Raw genomic sequence first — 18,635 nt, 5'->3', positions numbered from 1 at the left:
AAATGTGGATTATATTAATCGCGATAATGTCACTCCTTCTCGCTCCGTTATCTTACTCGGCTGAGATTTCTTGTTCCGCAATTAACTTTAGTCAGGACTTTACCATTGCCTTTGAAGTAGAAGGCGAAAATGACGACCAGTTTCTGAACCTCAAAAAGAACAACAATCATATCGTCTACCTTTGGGCTGCGAAGGAAGATGACGATTCTGATCTTTCTCAAGCCTATATTTTTGAAGAGAACCTACAGGATGATGTTAACTATCAGGTAAGGATCACGAACAGAAAATCGGGAAACCAAGATTTCCTTACTTATAACATCAGAAGTATTTCTCCAACGGTATCAAGCTGGAACACAACACAAAAAACCGACTCATTTTCTGGTTCTCATGATGCATCGGGTTCAAATAATGATGGATTAGAAAGCGGAACATTAAAGTGTTACGACACGGTATTAGAGCTACCAGATGATAACTCCGGGGATTTGATACCAGATATCTGCCCATATTTCCCGGAACCAGCTCAGTCGTGGAGTTCCGACAGTAAGCTGGAAGCGAAGTCCCCCAAAGCAGGAGACTCGGCGTATGCGTATCATATTGGTGGGTGGTCTCAGGATTATCAAAATATTTATCTGAATGGTAATAACCTTAAAATCGGCTTTAATAAAGTGGAAGGCGATGCTTTTAAAGGTCCAAATAAACGAAATACTTGTGAAGTTGGGACATGTAAAAAAAATGGGCAAAAAGCAACTGCACCCAGTGAAATATCACCAGATTACGGCGATGAGGATCTAACAATAGGGGACTGGAACTACACACAAGTATGTTCTGCTGTAGGGGATAGCCCACAAAAAGCATGTCAATATAGTTCTGAAAACGGAAACGTTGTCATTACGATTCAGGACAACTTAGAAAAGTTAGAGATTATATTTGATGATGCGATTATTCACTTTAAGTCTGCTCCGGGTCGATATGGACGAACGATCGAAGAGTACATAGTAAAGAGTTCAAACAATGTTAGTCGTTTCACTGAGTCAGGTGTGTATAGCTTTGAGAAATTCATCCATGATACAAGCGGAACGATTCAGACTGGCAGCAATATCATTTGGGCAGTAGAAGAGAGTGTCGAACTCAAAAGTAGTATGAGTTTTGTGAGCACTTTGAATCCGGATGATTTTGTAATATTTGCACCCAACGAAGGCTCTGAAGTCAAAATAGAATCTGCGATGCTGACGGATATGTATGCGCTGGTGTTGGCTGACAAAATAGAATTCAAAGACAATTTTACTCTTCATGGTGCAGTAACCTCCAATGAGGTAAAAATGGAGACACCGTATTCCACGATTGTTGGTGAGAGTAAGTGTTTCAATCCGTCGCCAACTGAAGACCTCTATCTCGAAATCACAGAAGCAAAAGAGTTTGCACTGCTTTGCGAAAATCCGGAGTTTACTTTCACTGTCAGAGATGCTGGGAATAACAATCAGGTTGATACGGATTATTCCGGAACTATTGAGGTTTACCTCCCGTCAGGCATTTCGGTTAATAGTGTTGTAAAAGGCTCTGGAAGCAATGGCTCGTACACACCAGAGAACGGTGAATTGATTCTTAGATTAGATGCTTCTTCCTATGGTACTTACACCATTGAAGGTGAGTTAAGTACGGACCCCACAAAAGATGACTCAAGCGAGCTTTATGTCGCGCCATATAAGTTTGATTCAGACACGGTCTACGCAATAGCGGGTAATAACACCAGCTTTTCTCTTAAGGTCTTAGCTTGTGACGATGGTTCAGCAACAGTGGTCGATGATTATGATGGCTCGAAAACGCTAACTCGCAGTGCCACAACCCTAGAACAACCGACAAGCGGGCAAGGCGGTATACTTGGTAATTTATCTGTTGCTGGAACGACGGCTCAATCGGTAAATGTTACTTTCAATGATGGTTCGGCATTTGACGTACTGAACTATGATGAGTCTGGAGCAATAAGCTTTATGCTATCCGACCCATCATTTAGCTGTCCAATAGGATTTGATTGCGAAACCGATGGCGGTGCTGACTGGGATGCGCTTGAAGGTGTCGTTAATGTTAATGCTCGTCCCTGGACTTTTGCCATCTGTGAGCCTAATAACAGGGATATGACGGGCACTTCCTCTGGGGGGGGCGGGTTTATCGCTTCAGGTGCTCAATTTAGTCTGAATGTTTTACCTATTCGTTATGTGAGTGGTGCTACTTCTGGTGATATCGAAGTTGATAACTCTCACTGTAGCAGTTCGTACGTAACCAGAAATTTCTTCAATTCTAGTTCTCCTGGAGCAACGGTTAAAATGCTTGGTGCGTTGCATACGCCTTCTGGTGGTTCAGCAGGAAATAGCGTGCTGGTCAATACAGGTTTTAGCAAGCTAAACACCGAAGGCAGCAATGAGCAGTATGAGTTTACAGGTTTGAGTTGGGATGAAGTGGGCAGCCTTGAAATCGGTGTGAGCACTGAATCTGATTATTATGGAATGACGATCAACCGTGGATATCGGAACGTTGGCAGATTTTATCCGAATCATCTTTCCATCGAGGATCATGACTGGACGTATGCAAGCGGGCACAACGATTTTGGCTATATGGAGCAAGCCATAGGACATCGCTTGGTTGTTGAGGCAATCAATACTGCTGGTGGTTCAGTGGCAAATTATCACCTGTTTAGTGATAGTTTGATCGAAGATATTCAATACTATGCCGTAGAGGGAAGTAACGGCTTGCGTGGGCGCATTAGTGGCGTTGTTAATGGAAAAGGTGCAACCAGTGATAGTATTCTGGATACATGGGGAAGCAGTTCGGATTGGGAGCTCGTTACGAAACCTGATAACACAGAAGTATCCCAGTTAATCATTGAATCGGACAACTTTACCTTCCATAAGGATACAGACAGCGGAGCCACAAACTATACGACTATCCAGGATGGCCCTTATAACGGCAGTAACTCAAGCTTTGGCCTTGAAATCATAGGTAGTACATCAGACGCAGTATCATTTAGCAGTGATAGATCGATACCTATCGCCATATCCGTACTTGGCGTACCACCAAATTTTCGCTATGGACGCATGAAGTTGTCCGATGTTGGTGGCAACGTTGATACCAATATCACCGTACCACTTTCGACTGAATACTGGACTGGCACTGCATTTATTGAGAACACCGATGATAGCGGAAGCCAGCTCGATGCTGATGACTTTTGTCGGCAAACAATCTGGCGTGATAGTGCAGGAACATCCTCTGCATCTTTTATCACTGCAGGAACGGAGCAAGTCAGCTCGGGAGAATACGGTGATTTACAGGCGACTCATGGTGGTGATAGCCGTGAGCAAGTCCGGTTGTGGTTACGTCAACAAAGCATATTGCCAGACGGATTGGATACATCTGACTGTAGCTCAGGAAGTACCGTTAATCAGCCGTGGTTAAGGTATAACTGGCGAGGTGTCGGAGATGAGGATCCTTCGGCAGTTATTGTCTTTGGTATATATCGCGGGAATGATCGCATCATTTTCAGGGGAGAAAATCGTTTAACCGGGCAATAAAGCGATACTCCTGAAAACTAAGAAAACTTCAATAAAACTGCTTTCTGCAGGAAAATTGAAAAAAAAGCGAGATTAAGCCCATGTTTATGCTTCAATGCCTTGCTGTAATGGCAAGGCATTGGTACATTTAGTGCAATTTTGTCTTCTAATATTATCCAACGAGCGAAGAGTATGTTTAAGAAACTTCGTGGCATGTTTTCAAATGACCTGTCAATAGACTTAGGTACAGCCAACACTCTTATTTATGTAAAAGGTCAAGGCATTGTTCTTGATGAACCATCTGTTGTAGCAATCAGCCAGAAACGCGCTGGTGGCCAAAAAAGCGTCGCTGCTGTTGGTCATGAAGCTAAGCAGATGCTGGGTCGTACTCCTGGCTCAATTTCTGCCATCCGTCCAATGAAAGACGGTGTTATTGCTGACTTCTATGTGACAGAAAAGATGCTTCAGCACTTCATTAAACAGGTTCACGACAATAGTGTACTTAAGCCAAGCCCTCGTGTTTTGGTTTGTGTTCCTTGTGGTTCAACTCAGGTTGAACGTCGTGCAATCAAAGAGTCTGCTTTGGGTGCCGGTGCTCGTGAAGTTTATCTGATTGATGAGCCAATGGCGGCAGCAATTGGTGCGGGTCTGCGTGTATCAGAGCCAACAGGTTCAATGGTGATCGATATCGGTGGCGGTACAACAGAAGTTGCGGTTATCTCGCTAAACGATGTTGTGTACTCATCCTCTGTTCGTATCGGTGGTGACCGTTTTGATGAAGCAATCATCAACTACGTGCGTCGTAACTACGGAAGCTTGATTGGTGAAGCAACTGCAGAAAAGATCAAGCACGAAATCGGTTCAGCTTATCCTGGTGATGAAGTTGAAGAGATTGAAGTTCGCGGTCGTAACCTTGCTGAAGGTGTGCCACGTAGCTTTACTCTGAACTCTAACGAGATTCTTGAAGCTCTGCAGGAACCACTAACAGGTATCGTGTCAGCGGTAATGGTTGCGCTTGAACAGTGTCCACCAGAACTGGCGGCAGATATTTCTGAGAACGGTATGGTTCTGACAGGTGGTGGTGCATTACTTAAAGATCTGGATCGTCTTCTGATGGAAGAGACAGGTATTCCGGTTGTTATTGCTGAAGATCCTCTGACTTGTGTAGCAAGAGGTGGCGGTAAAGCTCTGGAAATGATCGACATGCATGGTGGCGATCTTTTCAGTGAAGAGTAATTCCATTCACAGTCCAGTTTGGGGTGAAGTGGAATGAAACCGATTTTCGGCCGGGGACCATCCCTGGAGTTACGCCTACTAATTTCAGTAGTTTTATCAGCCAGCCTTATGCTGGCTGATAGTCGTCTTGACGCCTTCCATAATGTTCGTTACGTACTAAACAGTGCAGTATCCCCGATTCAGTATCTTGCTGACATGCCGCGAACCATGTTCGATGGCCTTTATCAACGCCTGAATGACAGGCAGTCATTACTGGAAAGCAACAATGCGATGAAGCGAGAGATGTTACGCCTTAAGAGCGACGTATCTTTGCTTCAGCAGTACAAAGAAGAAAACCAGCGACTACGTAAGTTACTTGGCTCTTCCTTCGTCAGAGATGAGAAGAAGGTAGTGACAGAGGTAATGGCGGTCGATTCATCACCATATCGTCATCAGGTCGTTATCGATAAAGGGCATGTCGATGGTGTTTATGTAGGCCAGCCAGTAATCAACGAAAGTGGCATTGTTGGTCAGGTCACCTTTGTTGCCGCACATAACGCCAGGGTTTTGCTGCTTGTCGACTCAAACAACTCGATACCTGTTCAGGTTGTCAGAAATGACATTCGTGTTATTGCATCGGGAAATGGTGATATTGGCTCTGTCTACCTGGAACACATTCCGTTAAGTACAGACATTCAGGTAGGTGATATGCTTATCAGCTCTGGCCTTGGGGGAATCTATCCGGAAGGTTATCCGGTTGGTTATGTAGAAGAAGTGGATAACGACAACAGTCGACAGTTTGCTTACATCAAAGCGAAACCAGCGGTGCAGTTTGATCGACTGAGATATTTGCTATTGATCTGGCCGAATGGAGACAGACAGCATCAAGTTATTGAGTCTCAGGATACGATAGAAAACCAACAAGTTGGAGAGTCCGGTGAAGAGTAATATTTTCAGTGGTAAAGTCGTTATTTGGGTGACTTTCCTCGTAGCTTTGGTTTTTCAGACAATACCATGGCCAGGTGAAATGGATCTATTTCGTCCGTCCTGGCTGTTGTTAGTGACATTCTACTGGGTTTTAGCGCTTCCACATCGAGTAAATGTAGGTACCGCGTTTCTGCTAGGGCTTTTATGGGATCTCCTGTTAGGCTCAACGCTGGGCATACGCGGTATTGTTATGTCAGTAGTAACTTATATTGTTGCATCCAACTTCTTAGTGCTAAGAAATATGGCTCTCTGGCAGCAAGCTATTTTGGTTGGCTTTTTCACGATTGCAGCTAAATTACTTGAGTTTGGCGGTGAGTATCTTATCCAGGATGTGACCTTCAACCCGATGTCATATTGGGCAGGTCTAGTAAACTGTATCTTATGGCCTTGGTTATTCTTGTTGTTAAGACGAGTGCGTCGTCACTGGCATATTAGGTAGGAGGGATTGTGTCCGCATCAGAAAAGGGTTCGCAATCACTCTATTTGGCATCAGGTTCTCCACGAAGAAAAGAGCTTCTCTCTTTGCTTGGCGTTCCTTTCACCATTGTTAAGCCAGATATTCCAGAAAACCGTAATCCAGAAGAAAGTGCTCAGGATTACGTGAAAAGACTTTCTAAAGAGAAAGCTTTGGCTGGTATGAAACTGGCTACTGAAGCAGATAGTGTTGTCATAGGTTCAGATACAATTGTCGTTCTGGGTGATCAGGTATTAGAAAAGCCTGAGCATCTGGATGATGCGATGCAAATGTTGTTGTCCCTATCAGGGGGGCGGCATCAGGTTATGACAGCAGTAACGGTTGCGGACAGCAACAAGACTAAAACACGCCTGATTATTACAGACGTATGGTTCAGAGAAATATCAGAAGAAGAAATCAGAGCCTATTGGGCATCTGGTGAACCATGCGATAAGGCTGGTAGTTATGGAATCCAGGGAGTAGGCGGGCGATTTGTCTCAAGAATTGAAGGCAGCTACCATGCGGTAGTTGGCCTGCCTCTAATGGAAACTGACCAGCTCTTGCACGAATTTATCTAGATTAATGAGAGGCGCTCATGAGTGCAGAGTTATTGATTAACGTAACCCCAAGTGAAACAAGGGTTGCTCTGATAGAAGGCGGTATCCTAAAAGAAGTTCATATTGAACGTGAAGCTCGCCGGGGAATCGTAGGTAATATTTATAAAGGTCGTGTATCCAGAGTTTTACCTGGAATGCAGGCTGCATTTGTCGATATCGGGCTGGAGAAAGCGGCATTTCTGCATGCGTCAGATATCGTCCCTCATACTGAATGTGTTGCTGAGAATGAGAAGCAGCAGTTTCAGGTAAGAGATATTTCAGAACTTGTTCGACAGGGGCAAGATATTGTCGTTCAGGTGGTAAAAGATCCTCTCGGTACCAAAGGTGCTCGTCTGACTACCGATATCACTCTTCCTTCTCGCTATTTGGTCTTTATGCCTGGAGCTAGTCACGTCGGTGTGTCTCAGCGAATCGAAAGTGAAAAAGAGCGTGAAAGGCTCAAAAAGAATGTAGCAGAGTACTGTGATGAAAACGGTGGCTTTATCATTCGTACCGCAGCTGAAGGTGCTGATGATTTAGAACTGTCCCAGGATGCGAGATACCTGAAAAGACTCTGGCATAAAATCACTGAGCGTAAAAGCAAGTATAAGACTCGTTCTACACTGTACGGTGAGCTAGGTTTAGCACAACGAATTCTTAGAGACTTTGTTGGTATTGAACTTAACCGGATACAAGTTGACTCAAGGTTAGCATTTGAAACCCTGAAAGAGTTTACTTCGGAGTTTGTCCCTGAACTTGCAGATAAGCTAGAGCTTTATGAAGGTGATAAACCTATCTTTGATATGTTCGATGCTGAAAATGAGATTCAGCGATCTCTGGATCGAAAGGTTACTTTGAAGTCTGGTGGCTACCTGATCATTGATCAAACGGAAGCCATGACCACTATCGACATCAATACCGGAGCCTTTGTTGGTCGTCGAAACCTGGAAGAAACCATATTCAATACCAATGTAGAAGCCACTCAGGCGATAGCAAGCCAGCTTCGTTTGAGAAATCTGGGCGGTATTATCATTATCGACTTTATCGATATGGCTTCAGAAGATCACCGTAATCGCGTTCTTGCTTCACTTGAACAAGCCTTATCGGCTGACAGGGTTAAGACTAATATCAATGGATTTACCCAGCTCGGTTTAGTTGAGATGACTCGTAAAAGAACCCGTGAAAGTATTGAACATGTCCTATGTAATGAGTGTCCAACTTGTGAGGGGAGAGGTACGGTAAAAACTGTCGAATCCGTCTGTTACGAAATTCTGCGTGAAATCACCAGAGTTAACCGTGCTTACGATGCTGACAAGTTTGTCGTCTATGCATCTCCTTTCGTTGCGGAAACACTGGAAGGTGAAGAGTCACACGCAGTGGCAGAACTTGAAGTGTTCATTGGTAAACAAGTAAAAATTCAGGCTGAACCTCTGTATATGCAGGAACAGTTTGACGTTGTCATGATGTAATGGAGCCTTTGTGGCCAACTGGATGACCCGCCTTGGGCGCTTTTTATTGTGGATTGTAGTAACGGTATTGGTCACACTTGCCATTGCTGTTACTACCCTGCGTATCGCTCTACCACGCCTTGATGCATACCAAAATGATATTGAGGCCTGGGTTAAATCAGAAACGGGTATTCCTTTTAAAGTCAGTAGCGTAAAAGGTTACTGGCGAAATACTCACCCCTCTATTTCCCTCAAGAATCTTGAAGCTGAGTTTGAAGGCGCCAGCGAGGTTTCTTTTTCTGTAGAAGAAGTTCAGCTTGAAGTCGATCTGATTGAATCTTTGCGCACGCTTAAGCCCAAGGTTGCGGTGCTTACCGGACATGGCTTGAAGCTTGATATCAGTAATGTCGATATACTGGGAGGCTCAGAAAACAGCCCAGCAGAAGCAGAGCATCAGGGTGATTCACACTCAATAGTCAAGCAGATAGAAAAGTTACTTTTCAGGCAGTTACAAGACTTTAATCTGGTCGACTCTCAGATCAAATATCAGTCGCTAACCGGAGAGGTTCGCAAGCTCGATATTGAGAATGTAGCCTGGAACAATACTGACAACCGACATCGTATCGATGGTGTGGTTAGTATTACCGATAGCCACATCAACAGCCTGGCAGTGGTTGCAGATTTTTATGATCACGGTTCTTTGTATGATGTCTCCGGGGACATCTATGTAAAAGCACAGCACATACGTGTAGCACCCTGGCTGACACAATACCTCCAAGAAGAGACCGGGATTACTAGTGGTAACGTGAGCTTTAGTAGTTGGTTAACGTTAGAGCATAGCAGACCGGTTGACGCCTACGTCGAGCTTCTTCCTTCTGAACTCAATTGGCAGCAAGACGAACGAAAACATACGCTTTTCCTTGAGAAAGGGATATTCAGACTAAGTCCGACTGATATTGAAAATGGCTGGACAGTGAGTGGCCACTCGTTATTGGCGAGAACCGATGATGAACCCTGGCCAGATTTTGACGTTGCTTTCGAGTGGAAGCAGAACAATTGGCGGTTAAATATATCCCAGTTGGATATCGATTCGTTATTGCCACTCGTTCATCTAATGCCGGATTCTGAAACCGTAACTGAATGGATTGATAAACTTGGACCTAGCGGTCTGGTTGAAGACATTAGAGTGTCAAACGGTGCTGACAATGGAGAATTACTCTACTCCGCCACATTAAGCCGTGGTGGAATGAAGCAATGGTATCTCTTACCGGAAATACATGATCTCTCTGCAGTGATCTCAGGGAACAAAAACAAGCTTCAGGCAAATCTGAATCTGATCGATGACATCTTGCCTTTTGGAGATGTTTTTCAGGCTCCGATGGTAATCAAACAGGGTGCGGTAGATATTGTCTGGGAGCGCGATGAGCAAGGTTGGAAGCTTTGGTCGGACAGAGTGACGGTTGCGTCTCCAGACGTGCAGGCTGTTGGAGAGTTTCGTCTCGATTTCCTTAATGATGCTTCGCCATTCTTAGCAATTTATGCTGAAGCTGATGTCTACAATGCGGGAGAAACCTGGCGTTACTTGCCGACACTGGCTCTGGGACAGGAACTGACCAACTACCTTTCCACTGCAATACAGGGTGGTAAGGCGAAAACTGCTCAGATACTTTGGCACGGTAGCATTGAGGATTTCCCTTACCTCAACAACAAAGGCGTGTTTCAGGCGAAAGTAGGGTTGCGAGATGCTCAGTTCAGCTTCTTAACAACATGGCCTACGATTGAACAACTTAAACTAGATTTGTTGTTTGAAAATGAGTCGATGTACCTAAGCTCCAACCAGGCAACCTTAATGGATGTAAAAGCCGATAAGATTACCGGGCGTATTCCGAGTCTTGGGCCTGACGGGCATATTGAAATTGAGGCCGCGGCTACCGCGAAAGGAAATGCGGTCAGAGATTATATGATGGCAACGCCTCTTGTTGATTCTGTTGGTGCAGCTCTTACCGCTGTGCGGGTCAAAGGCGACGTTCAATCTGAATTCCAGCTCAATATTCCATTCTCAGAAGAGAAAGAAACACGCGCCTGGGGTTATGCCGACCTGAAAAACAATACCATCGATATCGAGACACCAGCTATGAAGCTGAACAAAGCGAGTGGCAGGATAGAGTTTGATAATGATGTAGTTAAAACATCCGGGCTTTTGGCGAATCTTTTGGATCAACCCGTGTCTGTGGACTTTAAAGGAGAGAGCCAGAACAAAGGATACGGTGTCAATATCGACCTCGTTGGTGACTGGGAAGTTAAACCTCTCGAACCTTATGTGGGGCAACATTGGTTAGATCCTATTGGTGGGCATGCTCCGTGGTCAATGGATATCGATCTTCAACTCAATGATGTTGGTTTTACTTACCAAATCGATACTAGAGCTAACCTTGAGTTCGTATCAAGTAAGTATCCTCAGCCACTATCAAAAGCGCTTGGTGAGAAGTGGACTGCTCGTATGCAGGCGTCGGGCAATCAGGAAAATATTTCGGCCAGACTGCAATTGCCAAATGCGAAGTATCAAACTGAAATAGATATCACAAAAAATAAGCCAGTTCTTACTGCAACTAACCTACTATTGGGTAGGGGAAGCTTTAAAGTGAGCCCTGTAGTTGGTCATCATCTTACTGTCCGAACAGATAAACTTGATTGGGATCAGTGGTTATCAATGTTGCAGACAGCAAGTGAAACGGAAAGCGATGCGGTATTGAGTCAAATGAATACGCCTGAATTGCCTTCTCCTGAGCGTATCAATATGTCAGTCGATAGCTTAAAGCTCGCGACCATAGACTGGAACGATGTGAACTTTTCTGCCAAGAAAAGAGGACTTTCGTGGCAAATGGATATCGAAAGTTCAGAAGTGAAAGGTAAAGCAACTTATCTAGAGCCTTATGACTTGAGTGTGGCTCTGGAAAGGCTTCATATATTTATTCCTAGTTTAGATGAGACTGAGCTAGAACAACCTGTTGCTGAGCTTGAAGAGAACCAGCCACTGATTTCTGAATTCGACAGAGCATTTCACCAGCAAATGCCAAATCTGACTCTGACAATTGACGATTTTTGGCTTCAAGGTTACAAAGTTGGGCGCACGAATGTAGACGTTCAAAGAAAGCAAGACAGATTGGTGTGGAATAATGTTGAGTTTAGTAGCGGTAGCAATCAGGTAAAGATAAACGGTTGGTGGGAACTGACTGAAAAAGATAGTCAGTCTGAGCTTAATATGTTTGTCAAAGGTGATGACAATACTGATCTAATGGAGCGATTTGGTATCAGTTCCGGTATTCAGAGAGCGCCATTTGAATTAACGAGTAACCTTAATTGGCAGGGCTCACCCTGGTCTATGAAAGTTGATACTCTGAATGGGGATGTCAGTACTAAGTTTGGCAAAGGCATCATTAGTGATGTTAGTGGTGCAGCTAAGTTATTAGGTTTGTTTAGCCTGGATTCGATCATCCGGCGTATGCAGCTAGACTTTACGGACGTGTTTGATAAAGGATTGGCTTTTAACTCAATTACCGGTACGGGTAAAGTCGATAACGGTATCTTTAAAACCGACGACATCGAGATGGATGCCATCGCTGGGGATATGAGTATAAAAGGTATGGCGGACTTGAATCAGAATACTGTCGATGCAAGAGTTGAGTTTGTACCTGACCTTACGTCTGGTATTCCGGTGATTACTGCATTTGCTGTAACGCCTCAGACAGCGGTTCTGGTTTTTGCTATTTCAACTGTGCTTTCCCCGGTGGTTGACGTATTTACAAAGGTTCAATATGAAGTGAAAGGGCCTCTGGATTCACCAGTTGTTAGAGAAGTTTCGAGAAATAAGGGTGAATTTAAAGTACCTACTTCGATCAAAAACAGAAACAATTAGGGAGGGAGCCCTATGAGTAAAATAGGCATCATCCAGATGACTTCTGGGCCAAAACCTAAAGAAAACTTGCAGTATATAAAAGAGCAATTGGATGTGCTTGCAAGCTCTGGTGTTAAGTTAGTGCTTACTCCAGAGAATGCACTTGTGTTTGGTGACAAGAAGGATTACCACAAAAACGCAGAGATACTGGGTGAAGGCATTATACAGTCTCAGCTCGCCTCTTTAGCCAAACAGCATCAGATATGGTTGATTATCGGTAGCATGCCTATCCGCCAGGAGCAGAGAGTCACGACGACAACTCTGGTGTTCAATCCTGACGGAGAACTCGCTGCTTATTACGACAAACTTCATATGTTTGATGTGGATGTAGCAGACAATCATTCCCGATATCGTGAGTCAGAGACATTTGCCGCTGGAAACCGACTATCTTTGGTTGATACCTCTTTAGGGCGTGTTGGCCTATCTATCTGTTATGATGTCCGTTTTCCACATATGTATTCTGAACTCAGAAAGCAGGATGCAGATATTATTGTCGTTCCTGCGGCATTTACCGCTACCACAGGTAAGGCGCACTGGGAGGTTTTATTAAGAGCTAGAGCGATTGAGACCCAGTGCTGGATTGTCGCTTGTGGGCAAGGTGGGATTCATCCATGTGGCAGGGAAACCTGGGGACACTCGATGATTATTGACCCATGGGGAAATGTGGTAATGAAGCTCGATCAAAAGTCCGGTGTACTTGTAACTGACATTGATCACAACATAACAAAGACGGTTCGTGCCAATATGCCATTAGCAGAGCACGCTCGTTTCACCTCAATTCTAAAAAGTTAAAAGGTATACAATGACCATAACTCGTGTAGAACAGGCGCTACTTTCGCCTACTGGCTTAACCGAACAAAATGTAGCAGATACTTTAGCTGCTATTGCGACTCGCCAGGTTGATTATGCAGATATCTATTTTCAGTCTAGCTGGCACGAGTCTCTGGTTCTTGAAGATAGTATTATTAAAGATGGTTCGTTCAATATTGACCAAGGGGTAGGTGTTCGGGCTGTTACTGGTGAGAAAACAGGTTTCGCTTACTCGGATCAGATTGAAGCTGAAAGTCTTATGCAGAGTGCGATTGCTGCTCGAGGTATTGCTAAAGCAGGCCAAAATGCTCAGGTTAAAGCGTTTTCTCGTAACTCCAATCAGACTATCTATAACTCAGATAACCCACTAGAGAGCCTTGAGAAGCAGCAGAAAATAGATCTGCTTAAAGAGCTGGATGTGTATATCCGAACCAAAGAACCTTTGGTTCAGGAAGTAACCGCGAGTTTGAGCGGTGTTTATGAGCAGGTATTGGTTGCGGCAACAGATGGAACTTACGCCGCTGATATTCGCCCGTTAGTACGATTATCAATTACGGTCTTGGCCATTAAAGGTGACCGTCGTGAGCGAGGCAGTTCAGGTGGTGGTGGTCGATATACTTATGAGCGATTTTTAGACGTCCAGGATGGCAAGAAAGTTGCGTTCTTCTATGCAGATGAAGCCATCAGACAAGCTATGGTTAATTTGGAAGCTGATGCAGCTCCGGCAGGTGCAATGCCAGTTGTGCTTGGTTCAGGCTGGCCGGGTGTTCTTCTTCATGAAGCTGTTGGTCATGGGCTTGAGGGTGACTTTAACCGCAAAGGTTCATCTGTGTTCTCCGGCAAGGTAGGTGAAAAGGTAACTTCTGACCTTTGTACCATTGTTGATGACGGTACTATGTCTGATCGACGTGGTTCGATGAATATCGATGATGAAGGTGTTGAAGGACGCTACAACACGCTTATCGAGAACGGTGTTCTTAAAGGCTACATGCAGGATAAGATGAATGCCCGCCTGATGGGTGTTAACCCAACGGGTAACGGTCGTAGAGAGTCGTACGCGCATCTTCCTATGCCACGAATGACCAACACTTATATGCTTCCGGGCGAGCACTCACCAGAAGAGATCATTTCCACGGTTAAGAAGGGCCTTTATGCACCAAACTTTGGTGGAGGTCAGGTGGATATCACGTCGGGTAAGTTTGTATTTTCGACTTCAGAAGCCTACTTAATTGAAGACGGCAAAGTGACGCGTCCGGTTAAAGGTGCCACACTGATTGGTTCGGGAATCGAAGCGATGCAGCAGGTATCTATGGTAGGTAATGATCTAAGTATAGACCGCGGTGTAGGTGTGTGTGGTAAAGCGGGGCAGAGTGTACCTGTAGGTGTAGGTCAACCAACACTGAAGCTGGATTCCATTACCGTTGGTGGTACTGAGTAATAGTGTTGGTAATCAATTGAGTCAGGCAATTTCTTCATAAAGACGCTGTGAGACGTCCTTGTGGGCTCCGAGTTTTTCATCCATGAAAAACAGGCTTTATTACGAAACTGCCCAACTCAATTTAAGCTACGTGCACTATTAATTCTTAAATGATAGCGGTTTGCGGAACTGTAATCAGCTAAGCTCGAAGAGATTATTTCGGCAGCTAGTTCCCACGGTCACCGTGGGAATGCATGCCAGAGTTAAATTACATCTCTTCGTCATTCAACTCTTTCAGGAGTTGGAAAATCTCGCGAAAAGCCTTTGGTGGCTTATTTGCTTTCTTCTCTCGATTTGCCTGAAGGTAAAGCTGACGCAGACGCTGTCTGTCGGCCGAAGGGTAAATTTCCAAAATCTCATTGATAACGGAGTCCCCTTCTGCAATTAGCTTATCTCGTAGCTGTTCCAGCTTATGAAGTTCAGCTGTTGCCTGAGAATGTTTATTGCGGAATTTATCCAGAGCGGACTGAATTGGCTCAGGATCGATATTGCGCATTAATTTACCGATATACTGTAGCTGACGACGCTTCGCTTCGTTCTTAAAGCGCTGCGCATCTGCAATTGCTTCTCGTAAATCGTCTGGTAGAGGAAACTTTTCTAGTGCAGCAGGGCGGATATCAACCAGCTCTTCCCCTAATTTCTGCAAATCTTCCATGTCATTCTTCATCTCGGTTTTACTTACCCAGATGATTTCTTCTTCCTCTTCCCATGGAGCTTTTTGGTTTTTTCTTGCCATTTATCTTCTTTCTTCAACTTATGTGGAGAGATATTCAATGTTACTTGAGCATATTTTAGCAAGAATTGTGGGGAGATTGGGAAAAGCTTGTTATCCTAGAGGAAATATATCTAAGAATAGAAAATATTATGGACGTAAAACAGCAGGTTGCTCATCAAAGAGTTGAGCTTGAAGCAGCAGTCGAGAAGGCATTAAAACTGGCAACAGGAACCGCTGATGCCGCTGAAGTCGCAATAACTAAAACGACAGGGCTAAGTGTTTCTACTCGTATGTGTGAAGTAGAAAATGTTGAATTTAATAGTGACGGTGCTTTGGGTATAACGGTTTACCGTGGTAACCGTAAGGGTAGTGCCTCTACTTCTGATTTAAGTGAAAAAGCGATTACTCAAACTGTCGAGGCCGCGCTGGATATTGCGAAGTATACTTCTGAAGACCCCTTCGCAGGTCCTGCTCCAAAAGAGCTGATGGTTCAAAATATACCTGACTTAGATCTTTTCCATCCAGATGAGCCTGAACCCGACCATGCTGCTGAAATTGCAATTTCAGCAGAAAAAGCTGCGCTTGAATTTAGCGACAAGATTAAACAGAGTGATGGTGCCAGCTATGACAGCCACTACGGTATCAAGGTTTACGGAAATAGCCACGGATTACTCGCTAGCTACCCATCCAGCCGCCATAGTGTTAGCTGCTGTGTGATTGGTGAAGGTCAAAATGGAGTGATGGAACGTGACTATAGCTATACGGTTTCGCGTCGCGTAGAAGATCTCTGGAAGCCTGAGACTGTAGGCCTGAAGGCTGCTGAAAAAACGGTTAGCCGCCTGGATGCACAAAAGCTTAAAACTGGTCAGTTTCCGGTCATGTTCGCTTCAGATGTCGCGACAGGTTTAATGGGGCACCTGGTGATGGCGATTAGCGGTGGTAACCTTTACCGTAAATCTTCATTCTTATTAGATCACCTTGGTCAGAAAATTCTTCCAGACTGGTTCAATATTGCAGAGAAACCACATGTCTTGCGTGGCTTGGCTTCCAGCCCGTTTGATAGCGAAGGGGTTGCTACGTCAGATCGTAAGATCATTGATGATGGAATCTTGTCTACTTACTTGTTGACCAGCTATGCCGCCAGAAAAATGAATATGACACCGACAGGCCATGCTGGTGGCATCCACAACTGGTACGTACAGTCTACAGGTCAAAGTTTTGAGCAGATGCTAAAAGAGCTAGATACTGGCTTCCTCGTTACTGAATTAATGGGGCAGGGTGTGAATGTTGTTACTGGCGATTACTCCAGAGGTGCGGCAGGGTTCTGGGTTGAGAATGGTGAGATTAAGTACCCGGTATCTGAAGTGACGATTGCAGGCAACCTGAAAGATATGTTTAGTCAGATCGTTGCTGTTGGTAGCGATGTAGAAACTCGCTCTCAAATTCAGACAGGCTCTATTCTTCTTGAGTCCATGAAAGTGGCAGGGGAATAATTTAGGCGATAGGCGATAGGCGATAGGCGATAGGCTAAGAGTTTACCTCGTTCCCACTGTTCCCGTGGGAACGCATTACTGTATTCAATCCGTCAGAGAACGAAGCTCTAGTTTTTATACACTCCCACGCAGGAGCATGGGAGCGAGAGTATTTTTTCTAGATAAATATCGTTGCCAATCCAAGAAATACGGATAAACCAATGACATCAGTCACGGTTGTTAGTGCCATTCCTCCTGCCAAAGCAGGGTCGATATTCATCTTTTTAAGCAATACAGGAATAACTACCCCTGCAATACCAGCGACTAACAGGTTGGTAAGCATTGCTGCCGAGATAATGCCTCCTAGCAACCAGTTTCCTTTCCATACTATGACTATGCCACCAATAATACAGGCCCACAAAATACCGTTTAAAAGGCCGATACCTGCTTCTTTTAGCAGAAGTTCACGTTTGTTACTGTCACCAATCTGACCCAGTGCAAGTCCACGAATAACCAGAGCAACGGTCTGGTTACCTGCAACACCGCCCATAGATGGCACGATAGTCATTAAGACTGCGATAGCTGCCATTTGGTCGAGAGTTGCTTCAAACATGTTAGAAACAGAAGCGGCCGCTAGCGCTGCGAGCACGTTGGCACCCAACCATACGCTTCTTCGTCTGGCAGATTTGAATACAGGGGCAAAGGTATCTTCATCATCGTCCATACCCGCCATACTCATCATTGAGTGGTCACCTTCTTCACGGATGATATCAACCACGTCATCAATGGTGATACGACCAACAAGGTGTTGGTTTTCATCTACGACTGGTGCTGATACCCAGTCTCGACGTTCGAAAAGGCTAGCAACGTCAGATTCAGGTGTTTCAACAGGGATGGCTTCGTCAGCGTCGTCCATCACCTCACTGACTTGTACGTCTGGCTGAGTGGTAATCAAGGTTGTCAGAGACAGGTGACCAATCAGACGGCTTTCTTCATCAATAACATAAAGAGCATCGGTAACATCAGGCAGTTCACCTTTCATTCTGAGATATCGCAACACCACGTCTACATCCACGTCTCCACGAATAGTGGTTACGTCGGTATTCATAATACCGCCAGCGGTGTCTTCAGGGTATGAGAGAGCTTTCTCAACACGATCCCGGTCAGCGAAGTCCATTTGTGAAAGGACTTCTTTTGAAACGTCATCAGGAAGGCTTCGAAGAACGTATGCTAAGTCATCCGTATCCATGCCCTCGGTGGCTTCAGCAAGCTTTTCCGGGGCCATTTTAGAGACGACATCGTCTTTTACATCTTCGTTCAGTTCGTCAAGAATATCACCGTAGTCTTCCGGGTCGGTGAGCTGCCAAAGTACATCACGGGATTTACGGGGAGAGGCTTCGAGAAGGTGAGCGATATCTTCAGGCTCCATGTCCTGAAGTTGACGCCGAACGTGAACAAACCGGCCGTTATCAAGGGCTTCTGTGACTTCCTGAAGGATTTGATGGGTTTCAGGTGTTTGTTCGAGTTCCTGCAGCTGCTCTGCCATGCCCACCTACCTTTATAGTTTCGCTAATGCTCTGAATAATAGCTTAATTCTATACTCAAGTTTAATAAATTCTTATGACGCTGAGAGATATTAAACACGGAAGGGTTTAGAGTGGGTAAAATTCAGACTATTCGTCTTCTTCGAATTTGTCTTCGATGAGGTGGCAAACGGCAACAAGAGCTTGTTCTGCCTGAGGCCCTTTTGCTGTTACGGTTACGTGCTGTCCCTGAGCAGACTCCAGCATGATGAGCCCCATAACACTGTCTGCACCCATCTCTTTGTTTTCTTCGTTGCTTAACGTGACTTCTGCGTCAAAGCTCTGCGCCAGTTCAACCAGTTTCACCGCTGCTCTTGCGTGTAGCCCTAGCCGATTTTGAATTAAAACGGTTTTACTGCTTTGTATTTCACTTCCCTGCAT

The 18,635-nt window shown here is 44.8% G+C and carries 13 protein-coding genes; 10 read left to right on the top strand and 3 right to left on the bottom strand.

Annotated features, from left to right (window positions below; all coding sequences use genetic code 11):
* Window positions 1–2: 2 nt before the first annotated feature.
* The 9 genes from SNR28_RS24475 (at window position 3) to tldD (ending at window position 14,445) form a co-directional block, all read left to right on the top strand.
* Complete coding sequence (locus SNR28_RS24475; RefSeq protein WP_375751507.1) at window positions 3–3,563, top strand: DUF6701 domain-containing protein; 3,561 nt, start codon at window positions 3–5, stop codon at window positions 3,561–3,563.
* Window positions 3,564–3,734: 171 nt separating this feature from the next.
* A complete protein-coding gene (locus SNR28_RS24470; protein WP_277821545.1) occupies window positions 3,735–4,778 on the top strand; it encodes a rod shape-determining protein in 1,044 nt (347 codons plus the stop codon).
* Window positions 4,779–4,811: 33 nt separating this feature from the next.
* A complete protein-coding gene (gene mreC, locus SNR28_RS24465; protein ID WP_375751505.1) occupies window positions 4,812–5,705 on the top strand; it encodes a rod shape-determining protein MreC in 894 nt (297 codons plus the stop codon).
* The gene (gene mreD, locus SNR28_RS24460; RefSeq protein WP_375751504.1) at window positions 5,695–6,183 is read left to right on the top strand and encodes a rod shape-determining protein MreD; all 489 of its coding nucleotides are present in this window, start codon (window positions 5,695–5,697) and stop codon (window positions 6,181–6,183) included. Before mreC ends, mreD begins: the two co-directional genes overlap by 11 nt.
* A gap of 8 nt (window positions 6,184–6,191) precedes the next feature.
* Window positions 6,192–6,776 (top strand): Maf family protein, encoded by a 585-nt coding sequence (locus tag SNR28_RS24455; RefSeq protein ID WP_375751503.1) that lies wholly within the window; start codon window positions 6,192–6,194, stop codon window positions 6,774–6,776.
* A gap of 17 nt (window positions 6,777–6,793) precedes the next feature.
* Window positions 6,794–8,263 (top strand): ribonuclease G, encoded by a 1,470-nt coding sequence (gene rng / locus SNR28_RS24450; RefSeq protein WP_375751502.1) that lies wholly within the window; start codon window positions 6,794–6,796, stop codon window positions 8,261–8,263.
* Between the two features lie 22 nt (window positions 8,264–8,285).
* Window positions 8,286–12,158, top strand: a complete 3,873-nt coding sequence (locus SNR28_RS24445; RefSeq protein ID WP_375754169.1) for a YhdP family protein — start codon at window positions 8,286–8,288, stop codon at window positions 12,156–12,158.
* A 12-nt stretch (window positions 12,159–12,170) separates the two neighbouring features.
* Window positions 12,171–12,989 (top strand): carbon-nitrogen hydrolase family protein, encoded by an 819-nt coding sequence (locus SNR28_RS24440; RefSeq protein ID WP_375751500.1) that lies wholly within the window; start codon window positions 12,171–12,173, stop codon window positions 12,987–12,989.
* Between the two features lie 10 nt (window positions 12,990–12,999).
* Window positions 13,000–14,445: a metalloprotease TldD gene (tldD, locus tag SNR28_RS24435; RefSeq protein WP_375751499.1), complete on the top strand. Its 1,446-nt coding sequence runs from the start codon at window positions 13,000–13,002 to the stop codon at window positions 14,443–14,445.
* 247 nt (window positions 14,446–14,692) lie between these two features.
* Here the strand turns inward: tldD and yjgA are convergent, their stop codons facing one another.
* Window positions 14,693–15,220, bottom strand: coding sequence for a ribosome biogenesis factor YjgA (yjgA, locus tag SNR28_RS24430; RefSeq protein ID WP_375751498.1), 528 nt, complete (start codon window positions 15,218–15,220; stop codon window positions 14,693–14,695).
* A gap of 128 nt (window positions 15,221–15,348) precedes the next feature.
* Between yjgA and pmbA the strand changes: the two genes are divergently transcribed.
* The gene (gene pmbA / locus SNR28_RS24425; protein ID WP_375751497.1) at window positions 15,349–16,692 is read left to right on the top strand and encodes a metalloprotease PmbA; all 1,344 of its coding nucleotides are present in this window, start codon (window positions 15,349–15,351) and stop codon (window positions 16,690–16,692) included.
* Between the two features lie 157 nt (window positions 16,693–16,849).
* On the opposite strand, the gene mgtE is transcribed toward pmbA, so the two are convergent.
* Together mgtE and SNR28_RS24415 are read right to left on the bottom strand one after the other, a co-directional pair.
* The gene (gene mgtE / locus SNR28_RS24420) at window positions 16,850–18,217 is read right to left on the bottom strand and encodes a magnesium transporter (protein ID WP_375751496.1); all 1,368 of its coding nucleotides are present in this window, start codon (window positions 18,215–18,217) and stop codon (window positions 16,850–16,852) included.
* Between the two features lie 127 nt (window positions 18,218–18,344).
* The gene (locus tag SNR28_RS24415) at window positions 18,345–18,635 is read right to left on the bottom strand and encodes an HPr family phosphocarrier protein (protein WP_375751495.1); all 291 of its coding nucleotides are present in this window, start codon (window positions 18,633–18,635) and stop codon (window positions 18,345–18,347) included.

This window comes from Vibrio iocasae, from assembly GCF_042245395.1.
GTDB classification, from domain to species: domain Bacteria; phylum Pseudomonadota; class Gammaproteobacteria; order Enterobacterales; family Vibrionaceae; genus Vibrio; species Vibrio iocasae.
This window is presented reverse-complemented; position numbering and strand designations above follow the sequence as displayed.

Excerpts from the sequence above, each read along its gene's own strand:
- SNR28_RS24475 (WP_375751507.1), top strand. The coding sequence starts at position 3 with ATGTGGATTATATTAATCGCGATAATGTCACTCCTTCTCGCTCCGTTA.
- SNR28_RS24470 (WP_277821545.1), top strand. The coding sequence starts at position 3,735 with ATGTTTAAGAAACTTCGTGGCATGTTTTCAAATGACCTGTCAATAGAC.
- mreC (WP_375751505.1), top strand. The coding sequence starts at position 4,812 with ATGAAACCGATTTTCGGCCGGGGACCATCCCTGGAGTTACGCCTACTA.
- rng (WP_375751502.1), top strand. The coding sequence starts at position 6,794 with ATGAGTGCAGAGTTATTGATTAACGTAACCCCAAGTGAAACAAGGGTT.
- SNR28_RS24445 (WP_375754169.1), top strand. The coding sequence starts at position 8,286 with ATGACCCGCCTTGGGCGCTTTTTATTGTGGATTGTAGTAACGGTATTG.
- SNR28_RS24440 (WP_375751500.1), top strand. The coding sequence starts at position 12,171 with ATGAGTAAAATAGGCATCATCCAGATGACTTCTGGGCCAAAACCTAAA.
- tldD (WP_375751499.1), top strand. The coding sequence starts at position 13,000 with ATGACCATAACTCGTGTAGAACAGGCGCTACTTTCGCCTACTGGCTTA.
- yjgA (WP_375751498.1), bottom strand. The coding sequence starts at position 15,220 with ATGGCAAGAAAAAACCAAAAAGCTCCATGGGAAGAGGAAGAAGAAATC.
- pmbA (WP_375751497.1), top strand. The coding sequence starts at position 15,349 with ATGGACGTAAAACAGCAGGTTGCTCATCAAAGAGTTGAGCTTGAAGCA.
- mgtE (WP_375751496.1), bottom strand. The coding sequence starts at position 18,217 with ATGGCAGAGCAGCTGCAGGAACTCGAACAAACACCTGAAACCCATCAA.
- SNR28_RS24415 (WP_375751495.1), bottom strand. The coding sequence starts at position 18,635 with ATGCAGGGAAGTGAAATACAAAGCAGTAAAACCGTTTTAATTCAAAAT.